Raw genomic sequence first — 13652 nt, forward strand, 5'->3', positions numbered from 1 at the left:
GCGAAGAACCTGCCCGCAATCGCCGGCGAACGGTTGCGCGAAGTGTGCGGTGTCCGCGAAGAGGACAACGCCGGAACGGTTCGCGGCAAGGTCGTCGACACGCTTCGCCGGCTGATCGAGAAACTGCCCGGGTCGCAGCGGGAAACGGCGCGGATCGTGCTGGGTTTCGGCACCGGCGCGAACGAGCGCTACACCCAGCGCCTGGAGCTGCTGGGCACCGGGGCCGACCGCAACGTGCGCACCATGCAGCGTCGCGCCGACGACGTGATCTACCTGATCGCCGAAGCCGCGTACGGGGCGCCGTCGCCGTTCGGGGGTGTTTCGGCGAACAGCCAGGACGGTCCCTGGCACACCTCGGACCTCGCGGTCAACCTGACCCTGACCGGGACCGCCGCCGAGGTGTTCGAAACCCGCAAGGTGGTCAGCCACGTCGCCGGGCTGGCCGAGATCGAGCACGCGATCTCCCTCGCCCGCCCGGCCAGCACGACGAGCCCGCCGGACCTGTCCGGCCTCGGCATCGACGTCGTCGCCGGCGGCGAGGTGCACTCCGTGCGCCTGGTCAGCTCCACCCGCGTCGCCTTCACCCTGCGGCCGCCGCAGCCGCTCGACGCCGGGGACCAGCACGAGTTCTTCTTCCGCATCCGGCTGGCCGAGCTGCCGGCCCCGTTCTACTGCTGCACGCCGGAATTCCTGTGCGAAAGCTTCGAGCTCAACGTCCGGTTCGACCGGCGCGAGCCGCCGCAGCGCGTCTGGCGCATCGACGGCGACCTCTCGAAGGACGCCCACGACCCGCTGCCCGCGCGCAAACCGCTGTTCCTCGACAACGCGGGTGAGGTGCACACGAGTTTCCGCGACCTGCGGCCCGCGCGGTCCTACGGCGTGGGCTGGCAGCCCGCCCCCTGAACCGCCAGCCCTCGTCACTTCCCCGTGCGCCGGCGCGCGCCGGCTGTGCGGTGTGCGCGCCATGCTCCTCCTCGTCGTGACCGCCTGCGTTCCACAATGCCGTATCCGGGCGGGATTGCACCGCGACGAAAACCGGACGGAAACGTGACACCGCCCGCGGCGCCGGACGGGCTGATCAGCGCCGTCCGTGCCATCATCGGGCATGGTCACCAGTGAGCCCGAGCTCAACAGCGGGATCCTGCCCGGGAACGTGCGCGCCGACGACTGGATCATGCTCGTGCTCGCCGCCGGGTCGGTCGGGCTGCTGGGGTTCATGGTGCTCAGCCCGCCGGCCCGCGACGCCGGCCTGGTGATCTTCTACGTCGACTGCGGCATCTGCGCGGTGTTCTTCCTCGAGTTCCTGTGGCGCTGGCGGAAACGGCGGTGGGCGCGGAAGTTCCTGGTGCGCAACTGGTACGAGCTGTTCGCGATGATCCCCGTCGCGCACCCCGCGATGGCCGCGCACAGGTTCGTCACCGTCGTGCTGCTGCTCGTGCGGATCGGCCGCGCCGCGGACCGGGCCGTCGGCGAGCAGTTCACCTACCGGCTCGTCGACAAGCTGTCCGAGCCGATCGTCAAGGCGATCAAGAAACCGGTGACCATCGCGGTGCTCGACGAGGTCGTCAAGGTGCTGGAAACGGGCAACTACCCGGAAAACCTCGCCAAGTCCCTCGGCGCGCACCGGGAAGAGCTGCGTACGATCATCGCCGAGAAGATTGCCGCGGACCCGCAGCTCGGGAAGCTCAAGCGGCTCCCGTTCCACGACGAGATCGTGCGCGCCTGCGTCGACACGTCGTTCCGCGTGCTCCTCGAAGTCCTGCTCGACCCGCGGATCGACGACTTCTTCTCCGCCGTGGTCCGCGAGAACCGCGAGCAGATCCGGCTGGCCGTGCAGCTCGGGCTCAACGAGGCCGACGACGAGGACGGCGAGGAGGCGCTGCCGGTGCGCACCCAGCGCGCGGCCGCGCACGAGTACGACCGGCTGCACCCGGGCTCACGGCCGTGAGGGCAGGTACGCGCTGAGCCGGGCGGCGGCGCCGAGCATGGCCAGCCCGCGGGCGGTCAGCCGGTCCTGCCAGGTTTCCAGGGCCTCGGCCAGCGATTCCGTGCCGCCCGCGGTGCGGACCTGCCCGACGACCGTGGCGATGTGGGCCAGCGGGTGGCCGCCGCGGCGGAGCAGGTGGGCCAGCTCGGCGTCGCGAACGTCGGCCGCCGCGAAGACCCGGTAGCCGGTCGCCCGGTCGCGCTCGGGGCGCAGGATGCCCGCGCGTTCCCAGGCCCGCACGGTCGCCGCCGAGCCGGCGGGCCAGCTCCCCGACGCTCCAGCCGGAACCGCCGGGAGCGGCACCGTCGAGACCATGAGGGGGCCCCTCCTGGACCAGGTGCCCGATCGCGGCGCGGACCGCGTTGAGGGTTTCGCGGTCGCGGGCGAGCTGGGCGTGGCCGCGGTCGATGAGCGTCAAGGCGCGTTCGAGGTCGCCGGCGTTGACGGCGTGCATGATGCCGCCTGCTGTCGCGTGCCCGTAGGCCGGTACCAGCGCCAGGAACGCTCGCAGCGCGGCCGCGTGCGCCTCGGTGTAGGTCCGGTAGCCGCTCGGCGTGCGCGAAGCGGGCGGCAGGAATCCGTCTCGCTCGTAGTTGCGGACCGCCTGCGTGGACAGGCCGTGTTCGCGAGCGAGATCCGCAGGTCTCAACCGGGTCATCAAGGATACGATTCAACCACATGGACCTCACCGACTTCCCTGCCGACCTGCTCGCCCTGGGCGAGCCGACGCACCTCGAACCGGCCTTCGCGCGCCTGCGCAACGACCTCTTCGCGCAGCTCGCCGAGTACGGCTTCCGGTCGATCGCGCTGGAGACCGACCGCGTCGCCGCCCTCGACGGCGGCTTCTCGCACGGCCTGGGCGAGGTCGACGCCCACCGTGAGCTGCAGCGGTGGCTGCGCGAGTACAACGAGCACGCCGGCGAGCCGCTGGTGCTGCACGGCTTCGACGCACCGATGGAGATGTTCAGCGCGCCCAGCCCGCGCAGCTATCTCGAGCACGTCCGCGACTACCTCGGTTTCGACGCCGACATCGCCGCCCTGACCGGTGACGACGAGCGGTGGAGCCGGTCCGAGGCGATTCTCGACCCGGCGGCTTCCCCGGGCGCGTCACCCGAGGCCCGCGAGTTGCGGGTGCTCGCCGACGACCTGCTCGTCGCGCTCCACGCCCGGGCCCCGCGGCTGGACGCCGCTTGGTGGCGAGCCAAAACCCACGCCCTCGCCGGCCGCGGCCTGCTGCGCTACCACGCGGCGTCGGCGCGACCCGGTGACCGGGACACCCGGATCGCGCGTCTTGCGGGGATGCGCGCGGTGCTCATGGCCGAGAACCTGCTGGACATCCGGGCCATCGAAGCCCCCCGCGGCCCGACGCTGGTGTTCGCGCACAACGGCCACCTGCAACGCCCGGGGTCCGGCGCGGGCGCGATCGTCGCGGCCCGGCTGGGCAACCGGTACGCCTTCGTCGCCGGCAGTCTCGGCCACAGCGAAGCCCTCGGCCTCGGCGAACCGGCGCCGGACACCTACGAAGGCCACCTGCAGCGGGACACGAAGACCTGGCGGCTGGCCGGCGTCCCGGCCGGCCGGAAGCGCACCGACACCAAGCCGGAACGGGGCTACTTCGGGCTCGACCGGGACGTGCTCGACGGCGCCGCCGCGGTGTGGCACATCAGCTGACCGAAATCCTGGCGTCTCCCACCCGGGATCGTGCTTAGCTGGAGTGGACCGAAGGATTCGCACGGGGGGTTGCCGATGGAAATTCGTCATGGAGTCACCGCGCTGCTGGCGGTCGGGGTGCTGTCGTCCGGCGCCGTACCCGCCCAGGCGAGTGCGGCCACTGCGATCGCCGAGCCGGCTGTGACGTCGGCCGAGTACCCCGACGACGGTGCCTGGCACCCCGGTGCCGGCGTGCCGGGCTCGTTCACCTTCGGCGCCGACGGCGACGACTCGGTCGTCGGGTTCTACTGGGGGAACACCGATCCGGCGGGCACCTTCGTCGCGGCGGACCACCCCGGCGGGTCGGCGACGGTTTCCTACACGCCGCAAGCTTCCGGCCCCGACGACCTCTACGTGGCGAGCGTCGACAGCGCGGGCAACCGGTCGCCTCAGCACGTCCACCACTTCTACGTGCAGTCGACCGAGCCGCTGGTCGGCGGGCCGAGCGAAACCGGTGTCGGGATCCCGGCCGAGTTCCGCTTCTCGCCCGGCATGGCCGATGTCGTCTCCTACACCTACCGGATCGACGACGGGCCGGAGACCACCGTGGCGGCCTCGGCCGGCGGAACCGTTCCCGCGAACATCGTCACGGCGGCCCGGGGTTTCCACCGGCTCAACGTGTGGAGCACGACCAGCGCCGGGTTGACGTCCGGCACCGCCGCCAAGGGTTACCGGGCCAGTGACGCTCCGCTGGTGGAGAGCACCGACTACCCGGACTTCGTCGGCAGCGGCGGCCCCGGCGTCACCGGTACCTTCACCTTGACCCCGCGCACGCCGGGCGTCGTCGAGTACGTCTACTACTTCTACGAGGACTGGGACAACCCGACCGTGGTCCCGGCCGGTCCCGACGGCCGGGCGAGCTTCACCTTCACGCCCGGCGCGTCGGGTTTCTACCCCATGCAGGTCTACAGCCGGACCGCCGACGGCACCCAGTCCGCCCTCGGCCGCGACTACTCCATCGCGGTGAACTGACGCCGGAAGGACGCCTTCGGCACATCGCCGAAGGCGTCCTTCGCCGCGTTACGGGTAGCTGACCACGTTGACCGGCACCGTGCCCGAAGGCGTGACACCGCCGGTGTCGTTGATGACGTGCGTGATCGTGCCGCGGTAGTTGAGCGACACCGTCAGCAGGCTGTGGAACCGGACGCCACTCGTGTTCGGCACCTCGAACGCGTGGTAGCTGGACACCGCCGGGTTCGTGTCGAAGAAGCAGTAACTCCCGAGACCCCAGGCCTCGTGGGACGTCACGTTCGACCCGACCTTGTACGCGGCATACCCGGCGACCCCCGACGGGGCGTTCCACGATGCCTGGTTCGGCACGTCGTAGGGCATCTCGTTCTGGAAGAAGATCGTCTTCCCGCCCTGGCCGTTCCAAATGACCTGGTACTTCTGGTAGTGCTCGACGAACAGGCCGGTGGCCGTCACGTTCGCGCCGTTCACCACGAGCCCGGTGTCGGCCGTGTTCGTGTTCCAGCCGTAGGTGCCCGCGTTGCCGTGGTCGGCCCGCCACGCCCAGATGTGGTCGATGATCGTGTTGGCGCTGTTGACGATCAGGCTGTTCGTCGCCTTGCCGGCGATCGCGCCGCCGATCCGGAAGAACACGTCCTGGACCGTCGTCGGGTTCGAAGCGTGCGACGCCGACGAGCCGGACTGGCCGACGGTGAGCAGGGCCTGCGAGTTCGTCGTGCCGGCGTCGAAGAGCAGGCCCTTGAGCCGGACGCCGTCCACATCGGACACCTGCATCGCGTTGACGCCGTTGTCGGGCACCAGCGTCGGGTAGCCGATGCCGAGGATCGTCGTGTTGGCCTTGGTCACGTTGAGCGTCTGGTTGAGGTGGTAGACGCCCGGCGTGAAGAACAGGTTGCAGCCCGCGGAAAGCGCGTTGTTGATCGACGCGGCCGAGTCACCGGACTTCACGACGTAGAACTGGCTCATTGGCGCCGAAGACCCCGGCGTACTGCCGTTCGCCCAGCTCGGGCCGGACGCGTTGGTGCGCAGGGACGGGAGGAACACGCGGTACTTGCCGGTGCCGTCGACGTAGAGGTAGGGCACGTCGCGGGAGACCGGCGTCGTGGCCAGCGTGGTTTCGGGCGGGTTCGGGAACGTGGTCGCCGGCGCGCCGCTGGTGCCGGAGAAGACCATGTTCCAGACGCCGCCGTTCCAGCTGCCCAGCTGCGAGTCGCGGGTGTACCACTGCTGCTGCGACACCGATGCGGCCTGGCCGGCCACCTTCGTGTCGGCGATGTAGCCGCCGCTGGCGTAGCCGTAGCTCGCCGGGTACAGCTGCAGCCCGCCGCGGACGTCCATCCGGCGGAACGGCGCGGCCTGCGCCACCGCCCACCGCTCGTTGCCGCCGGAGGGATTGACCGCCATGTTCTCCGCCGAGCGCCAGAAGTTCTGCAGCGCCACGCCGTTGTCGGAGGCGTTGAAGGCGTCGACGGTGACGTCACCGTTGATCAGGACGTCGCCGGGGTTCTGGCCGAGGCCGGCCACCGAGGTGTAGAAGCCGACGTTGTCGTGCACGTTGTTGTACGTGCCCGGCTTGAACAGGTGGGCGACGCGCCGGTCCGCCATCTGCGCGGTCAGCGTGTCCTTCTGGTTGTTGAAGTCGGTGTCCAGCTGGGCCTGGATCGTCGCCGCCGACATGCCAGGGTCGAAGATCCGCACGTTCGGCCCGAAGTTCGGGGTGTCGGACTGCGTCGGGCAGCCCGCCTGGGTGCCGATCGTGTAGGTCGCGCTCGACACCGGGGACGTCGTCGACCCGGACTTGAGCGCGATCGCGTTGACCGTGCGGGAGTTCGGGACGCTGATCGGTCCGCTGTAGAGGGTCGAGGACGCCGTCGGCGTCGAACCGTCCACTGTGTACCGGATGGTCGCGCCGGAGGTGGCGCTGCTGATCGTCACCGTCTGGGCGGCTGAATAGGTGCCGCCGGGCGGGCTGAACGTCGGCGCGGCCACCGTCGTGGTGCCGCCACCGCCCACGGTGTAGCTGAAGTGCGGGGTGTCGTACTGCGGGCCGCTCTTCTCGTAGGTGAACCAGTAGTCCAGCACGTTCCCGGTGCTCAGGCCGCCGACGGTGGTCCGCCAGGTGCCGGAGCCGTTGGTCATCCGGACGTTCTGCTGGCCGATGCCGGGGACGCCGGTGTAGTGGACGTCCACGTACAGCGCCGGGGTCGTCGGGGTGAAGTTGAGCTGCACCTGCGTCGAGCTCGGCTGGGTGACGCTCTGGGTGTAGTCGTCCGCGGCGAGCGCCGCCGGGGCGGTGAGCCCGCCCGCCAGCAGCAGCGCCGAGGCGACGAACGCGAGCCCCGGGCCGCGTCGTCGTAGCTTGTCCAAGGTCCGGTTCACGCCGTGACACCTCCGCCGTTGGGGATCCACGAGGTATTTGTTGCCAGTCGCAACAAAGTAGCTCCCAGTGAGCGGTGCTTTGATCACTTTTCGGTAACACTTGTCTGGACCAATACGCAAACGAGTGAAGCGGTTCGTCACTCTTCGTCGGGTTCTCGCCACGGTGGGCGATTGACTGAACCGAGAAACATTCTTCTGACGGGTGACCTCGTTCGAGTGACATGCGACGATCCGCTGCCACCTCGTCCCCTACCGAGGAGCAGGCCATGGCGTCTCCACGGTTGTTCCGGTCCCTCGTCGTCCTCGCCCTGCTCGCGGCCCCGGTCGCGGTGGCCACGTCGACCGCCGAAGCGTCACCGCTGCAGAGCGGCGGCATCGTGAACTTCGGCTGCGCCACCTCCGGCAAGTTCCACTGCCTCGGCAAGGCGGTCCGGTCGCCGAACGGCAACGGGCCCCTGGTCGTCTCGACCCCGGTCGGCTACGGCCCGGCCGAGATCCAGGCCGCCTACAACCTCGGCGGGCTGCACGCGAACGGCCGCACGGTGGCCATTGTGGACGCTCAGGACGCGCCGACCGCGGAGGCCGACCTGGCGAAGTTCCGGTCCGCGCGCGGGCTTTCGCCGTGCACGACGGCCAACGGCTGCTTCAAGAAGGTCAACCAGAACGGCGCGGCGAGCCCGCTCCCGGCCCCCGACTACGGCTGGGCCGAGGAGATCAGCCTCGACCTCGACGCGGTGTCGGCGACCTGCCCGGACTGCCACATCCTGCTGGTGGAGGCCGATTCCCCGGACACCGACCCGCTGATGACGGCGGTCGACACGGCCGCGGTGACGCCGGGCGTGGTGGCGATTTCCAACAGCTACGGCGGCGCCGAGGATTCGACGATCCTCGCCGCGGACGCGCACCTGAACCACCCGGGTATCGCGGTCACGGCGTCCTCGGGTGACTCGGGCTACGGCGTCAGCTGGCCGGCGTCCTCGCCGTACGTGACGGCGGTGGGCGGCACGACGTTGAAGAAGGCGGCGACGACCACCCGTGGCTGGACCGAAACGGCGTGGAGCGGCAGCGGCAGCGGATGCTCCACAGTGGAGGCCAAGCCGGCCTGGCAGCACGACAGCGGGTGTGCGAAGAGGACGGTCGCGGACGTCTCGGCGGTCGCGGACCCGGCCACCGGCCTCGGCGTGTACGACACGTACAACAGCTGCGGCACGTCGTCGTGGTGCGACTTCCTGCTGTCGCTGGGCCTGGCCCAGGGCGCGGACGGCTGGGTGCAGGTCGGCGGCACGAGCCTGTCCTCGCCGGTGATCGCGAGCGTCTACGCACTGGCGGGCAACTCGGTGACGTCGGGTTCGTACCCGTACGCGCACACCGGCGGCCTGTACGACGTGACATCGGGCTCGAACGGCAGCTGCGGCGGAACGTACCTCTGCACGGCCGGCCCCGGGTACGACGGGCCGACCGGGCTGGGCACGCCGAACGGAACGTCAGGGTTCTGACCCTGGAGCCGCACGGTCGGGTGACGTTCGGGCGGTGCGTTTTCGCTGGTCCGGCCGTGGGGTAAGGATGTCTGCATGCTGGACACCGAAGTCCTGTCGCGGACGGCTCCGCGGGGGCTCGACGTCGTCACGCCGCTCGGGGACGTGCGGTTCGCCGTCCGCGCCGGGGGCTGGGACGTGCCCGCGAGACCCGAACTCACCTGGGGCCTGGAGTCCGGGGCGTGGCTGTGCCGGTGGCGGCACAGCCACGCGCGGCTCGACGTCGTGTCCGGGAGCACCGCGTGCGGGCGGCCCGGGGTGACCCGCGTGACCACCTTCCTCCGGGTGCTGGCGCGAGAGGACGTCGGCGAGTTCGTCGTGCAGGCCGAGCTGGCCGGTGCGCCGCACGAGGAGCGCACCTGGGAAAGCGCCTTCACCGCCGAGACCGCCGACGCCGCGGTGAGCGTCGGCGGCCCGAGTGCCGACGTGCTGCGGCGGTGCTCGCGGGCCGGGCAGCACGTGCCGCCGTACTGGTCGCGGCTGGTCGGCGGGGATGCCGTCGAGCGGACCGGGGGCCGGCTCACCTGGCGGCTGCCGCGGATCGACCGCGGGGACTACGCCGAGCTGTGGGTGACCGTCGCGTGGAGCGCGCCGGGCGGGGACCCGGGCCGCGCCGTCGACATCGACGCGGCCCGGGTGCTGCGGGAGCTAACCCAGTGAAATCCGGTCCAGATCCGGAGCTCCCGCGCGGTCGTTGCCGATCCGGATCGCGTTGGCGCCCGCGGCCAGCGTCACCGGGACCGAGGTGGTGTACGGGGTGTTGTTCCCGGCGCCGCTGACCTTCACCTCCGTCGGCGCGCCGCCGTTCACCGACACGAAGTACGACCGGTCGCCGTTTACCGTGAAGTCGAGGTACAGCGGGTACTGGCCCGCCGCGGGCACCGTCACGCCGGGGAACGTCACCGCCGCCCCCGGGCTGCCGCCGATGTTGCGCACCTTCTGCCCGCCCGAGCACGGCGAACAGCTCGTGACGCCGGCGTCGCCGATGTCGTTCGCCGAGTCCTCCGCCTCACGCATGAACACCCGGTCCGCGGGCCGCGGCTTCACCGGCACCGGCTTGCTCACCGACTTCGCGCGCCCGAGCGTCCGGAACGCCGCCGTCACCGGGATGTTCACGTCCTGGGCCGCCGGCGCGGTCACCGTCCACGCGCCGCTCAGCACCTGGCCGAGTCCCAGTTTTGCTGCGGTCACTGCGCCACCTTCGACCGTCCAGCCCGCCGGGACCACGGGCGCCAGCGAGACGTCGTCGATCGGGTCGTCGACGTCCAGCCGCAGCGACGCGGTGATCCGCAGCGACTGCTGACCGGGCGAAACCCACTGCACGCCCGCGGGTTGCACGGTCAACGTCGTCTTCGGCGTGTACGACTCCGGCGGCATCGGCGCCACCGCGATCCGGTCGAGTCCGGTCGTCCCGGACACCTTGATCGTGTTGGCCCCCGCGACCAGCGGCACCGCGATCGCTCCCGGCGCGGCGACCGTGACCGGGGCCGCGCCGTTGACGCTCACCGAGAGCGTGCCCGGCCCGGTCGTGTCCAGCTGCAGCCGCGACGGGCCGGCGGCCTGGACGTCGCGGAAGACAACCGCGCCGCGGTCGAGCCCCTTGACCGCGTTGGTGCCCGAGCACGCCTCGCACCACACCGGCGACGCCTTGCCCTCGAAGCCGTTGCGCCACGACTCCGCTTCCAGGGGCCCTTCGCCACGCGGGTCGGGGTAGCCGTAGGCGACGTCGATCTCGTCGAGCGCGAGCTGCCGGTAGAACGGCTTGGCCTGCGGCCCCGACCACGTGTTCAGCACCTCGAGCCGCAGGTACCGCGCGTGCACCTCGCCGACGTCGATGAACTGCACACCGCGGTTGCTGGGCAGCGCGCCGGTGCGGACCGGGGCACCCCAATCCTTCCCGTCGGCACTGGCGTAAACGCGGTAGTCCCTGATCCGCGCGGAATCCTCGGCGCGGCCGAAGGACTCCCGCGCGGCCGTCGGCGACGACTCGCGCTCGTGCACCGCCAGGTAGGCCGTCGACCGCTTGCGGCCCAGGTCGAGCGTCACCGACACCGGGAGCCGGCCGCCGGCGTCCCAGTAGTTGAGGTAGCTGCCGTCGACGAGGTTCGCCGCCGAAGCCGCGTTGGAAGACGCGGTCGCCTTGATCGTGCTCTTGTCGTAGAAGTACTGCTGCCCCGCGGTGTCCACTTTGAACACGGTGTCGTAGGTGTCCCAGTCGGTGATGTCCAGAATGGACAGATGGCCGCCGGACTGGGCGAACCGCATCGGTTTGCCGGTGCGCAGGTCCGACACGCCGGTGACGCGGTAGCCGTTGTCCCGCAGCCGGACCAGGTTCGTCGAGGGCCGCGTGACGACGTGGACGTACTGCGTCTTCGCGCCGGGGCGGACGGTGATCACGCCGTGCGCGCCGTCGTTCCAGAAGCCGGGCTGCAGGCCGCCGTACAGGTAGCCGCCGCCTTCGGTGCCCGACAGCGATTCCCGGATCGGCTGCGTCCAGGACGCCATGAAGTTGTTGAACGCCTCCTGCTGCGGCGGGAACTTCCCGTTCAGCATGGCGGTTTCGGCCATCAGCGACTTGATCGACGAGCCCGCGTTCGTGATGTACCGGCCGGTGGAGAGCCGGAAGTCGACGGCCTGGTCGCCGCCGCTGTACCACCAGTCGCCGTTGGTGGGCAGCTTGTAGTCGGCCTCGGTGAGCCGCGGCATCGGCGTGTAGATCGCCTGCGGGTAGTCGTAGGACGGGGTCATGCCGGTCTTCTGCTCGTTGCTGACCGTGTCCATGATCGGTGTGTCCTCGTTGTTGTTGCTCAGCAACATCGACGGCCGCTTCTCGCGGATGTGCTCGTAGAGCCCGTGCTGCTCCCAGTACTCGTTGTCGTTGTCGATCCAGAACCCGGCGAGGTCGCCGTAGTGGTCCATGACCTCGTCGAACAGGTCGTAGCTGAACTCGCCGAAGCCGGGGCGGGTGGTCAGGTCGACGGGCTTGCCCTTGTACGCCGAGTAGGCGGCCGAGTCGAGCGATTCGTGGCCGGTTTCGTTGTGCCACTGGGGATCGTCGGTCAGGTAGAGCATGACGCGGACGCCCTTGGCCCGGCCCGCGGCGATCAGCTCGCCGAGGAAGTCGCGCTGCGTCGAGCAGCTGCCGGGGATCTTCGACGGCCACGGCCGCGCGTACCCCAGCCGGCTGTGGAAGGTGGTGAGGACGACGTAGGACGCCCCGAGCTTCTTCGCCTCGTCGATCCAGTACTCCGGCGTCCAGCCGCCGTCGGTGACGTCACGCTCCCAGGCCGCGCAGTCGGTGTGCCGCGGCGCGGTGAACATGCCCCAGTGCAGGAACAACCCGGCCGTCGAGGCCCGCAGCCAGTCCTGACGCGGGTGGTACAGCTCGGCGTTCGCGGGGGAAACCAGGCTCGCCACCAGCGCGATGGCGGCGGCCAGGCAGGCAAGCAGTCGGATTCTCAAAGGACCTCCTCGTCCGGAGAGATCCGATGATTGGTCGCTCGTATATCGTACGTCAAGGGTAGATGCCGCTCATCGGCACACAGTCGTCCGATCTGTCCCTGGCGGCCCCAAGCCCATTGCTGGCTTGAGAGGCCGGCATCGTAGAACAGCACGCAGCAGACCCCGTCGTTTTGTGCGCTGCGGTAAAGGATGCCGTCGACGGCGTTGCTGGAGACGAACCGCAAGTACTCGGTGACGACCTGGGTCGCGACGTACTCGATGTGCTCTCGGCCATCGAGGGCGATCGGTTTACCCAGGTCAGCAGCGAACCGGTGAAGGAAGACGAGATCGTACCGCTGTGAGCTGTGCGCGCCGATCTCGACGCAGCGTGCCGTAATCCTGCAGCACTCGGTCCACCTCCTGGAGGAACTCTCCGGTGGTGAACAGGACTCAGCTGAGCGAGGTCGTCTTCGGCCACAGATGCGCCGGTGTCGTCGCTCGACGCGCCGCAGAACGTGCACTCCAGCTCGGTGAGGTGTTTGCCGACCTCCGCTTGCAGGGTGTCGTCGAGGATGCATCCCGTGCACACCGCGTGGCCGCCAGTGTCACCGAAGAACCTCGGCTGTAGCGCGACGTGGTCGCCGCAACGACGGCTGGAGCGGCCGGAGCCGGTCTCGAACGGAACGTGTCACAAACTCCCGGCCGCGTTCGTCAGGGTGGTGATCGACCGTGAAAGGACCTCCTCGTGAACGCTGAACTCCTCGCCCGCAGCTTCGAGAGCCACCGCGACCACCTGCGTTCCGTGGCCTACCGGATGCTCGGCTCGCTGACCGAGGCCGAGGACGCCGTGCAGGAGGCGTGGCTGAAGCTGAGCCGGAGCGACTCGGCGGCCGTCGAGAACCTCGGCGGGTGGCTGACCACGGTCGTCGGCCGCGTCTGCCTCGACATGCTGCGGTCGCGCAAGGCCCGGCGGGAGGAGCCGTGGGACGCGCTGGTGCCCGATCCGATCGTCAGCCGGGACGACGCCGGCCCCGAGCACCAGGCGCTGATGGCGGACTCGGTCGGCCTCGCGCTGCTCGTCGTGCTCGACACGCTCACCCCGGGCGAGCGGCTGGCGTTCGTGCTGCGGGACATGTTCGCGATGCCGTTCGAGGAGATCGCGCCGATCGTCGGCCGATCCGAGGCGGCGACCCGGCAGCTGGCCAGCCGCGCGCGGCGGCGGGTGCAGGGTGCGCCGGTCGCGCCCGATCCCGACCTGAACCGGCAGCGCGAAGTCGTCGACGCGTTCCTGGCGGCCGCCCGCGGCGGCGACTTCGACGCGCTGGTCTCGGTCCTCGACCCGGACGTCGTGCTGCGCGCCGACCGCGGCCCGGCCCTGGGCGGCTCGGACGAGGTCCGCGGCGCGGCGGCGGTCGCGAACCAGGCCCTGACGTTCTCCCGGCTCGGCGCGGGCGGCGGCGTGGTCCGGCGCGCCCTGGTCAACGGCGCGGCGGGCGTGGTGGCGACGCGCGAGGGCCGGCCGTTCTCGGTGCTCGGCTTCACGGTCGCGGGCGGCCGGATCGTCGAGATCGACATCCTCGCCGACCCCGAGCGCCTCAGCCGGCTGGACCTGGCCGTGCTCGACTGACCGA

10 protein-coding genes and 1 pseudogene are annotated in these 13652 nt (G+C 70.5%); 7 read left to right on the forward strand and 4 right to left on the reverse strand.

Translation table 11 applies throughout. The annotated features are described in order from the left end of the window. Together C2L59_RS47530 and C2L59_RS20645 are read left to right on the forward strand one after the other, a co-directional pair. The coding region (locus C2L59_RS47530; protein ID WP_103351143.1) for a hypothetical protein at positions 1 to 903 on the forward strand (903 nt) is incomplete at its 5' end. A 202-nt stretch (positions 904 to 1105) separates the two neighbouring features. Beyond that, positions 1106 to 1948: a hypothetical protein gene (locus C2L59_RS20645; protein WP_103351144.1), complete on the forward strand. Its 843-nt coding sequence runs from the start codon at positions 1106 to 1108 to the stop codon at positions 1946 to 1948. Here the strand turns inward: C2L59_RS20645 and C2L59_RS20650 are convergent. Continuing rightward, positions 1937 to 2645: pseudogene (locus tag C2L59_RS20650) on the reverse strand (TioE family transcriptional regulator). The gene C2L59_RS20645 and the pseudogene C2L59_RS20650 overlap by 12 nt on opposite strands. Before the next feature lie 20 nt (positions 2646 to 2665). On the opposite strand from C2L59_RS20650, the gene C2L59_RS20655 reads away from it, so the two are divergent. Both C2L59_RS20655 and C2L59_RS20660 read left to right on the forward strand, forming a co-directional pair. Beyond that, positions 2666 to 3658 (forward strand): erythromycin esterase family protein, encoded by a 993-nt coding sequence (locus tag C2L59_RS20655; protein ID WP_103351145.1) that lies wholly within the window; start codon positions 2666 to 2668, stop codon positions 3656 to 3658. Positions 3659 to 3733: 75 nt separating this feature from the next. Beyond that, positions 3734 to 4669, forward strand: a complete 936-nt coding sequence (locus C2L59_RS20660; RefSeq protein ID WP_103351146.1) for a hypothetical protein — start codon at positions 3734 to 3736, stop codon at positions 4667 to 4669. Positions 4670 to 4717: 48 nt separating this feature from the next. On the opposite strand, the gene C2L59_RS20665 is transcribed toward C2L59_RS20660, so the two are convergent. Continuing rightward, positions 4718 to 7045 (reverse strand): chitobiase/beta-hexosaminidase C-terminal domain-containing protein, encoded by a 2328-nt coding sequence (locus C2L59_RS20665; protein WP_103351147.1) that lies wholly within the window; start codon positions 7043 to 7045, stop codon positions 4718 to 4720. 266 nt (positions 7046 to 7311) lie between these two features. On the opposite strand from C2L59_RS20665, the gene C2L59_RS20670 reads away from it, so the two are divergent. Then, positions 7312 to 8541, forward strand: coding sequence for a S53 family peptidase (locus C2L59_RS20670; protein WP_103351148.1), 1230 nt, complete (start codon positions 7312 to 7314; stop codon positions 8539 to 8541). 75 nt (positions 8542 to 8616) lie between these two features. Beyond that, the gene (locus C2L59_RS20675) at positions 8617 to 9240 is read left to right on the forward strand and encodes a hypothetical protein (protein ID WP_103351149.1); all 624 of its coding nucleotides are present in this window, start codon (positions 8617 to 8619) and stop codon (positions 9238 to 9240) included. Here the strand turns inward: C2L59_RS20675 and C2L59_RS20680 are convergent. Then, on the reverse strand, positions 9229 to 12042 hold the full coding sequence (locus C2L59_RS20680) for an alpha-L-fucosidase (RefSeq protein WP_103351150.1): 2814 nt from the start codon (positions 12040 to 12042) through the stop codon (positions 9229 to 9231). The genes C2L59_RS20675 and C2L59_RS20680 overlap by 12 nt on opposite strands. Next, positions 12039 to 12599, reverse strand: a complete 561-nt coding sequence (locus C2L59_RS50400; protein ID WP_146060416.1) for an RES domain-containing protein — start codon at positions 12597 to 12599, stop codon at positions 12039 to 12041. The genes C2L59_RS20680 and C2L59_RS50400 overlap by 4 nt, the downstream gene beginning before the upstream one ends. Positions 12600 to 12766: 167 nt before the next feature. On the opposite strand from C2L59_RS50400, the gene sigJ reads away from it, so the two are divergent. After that, positions 12767 to 13648, forward strand: coding sequence for an RNA polymerase sigma factor SigJ (gene sigJ / locus C2L59_RS20690; RefSeq protein WP_103351152.1), 882 nt, complete (start codon positions 12767 to 12769; stop codon positions 13646 to 13648). Positions 13649 to 13652: the final 4 nt, after the last annotated feature.

Source organism: Amycolatopsis sp. CA-128772, from assembly GCF_002904295.1.
Lineage (GTDB): Bacteria > Actinomycetota > Actinomycetes > Mycobacteriales > Pseudonocardiaceae > Amycolatopsis.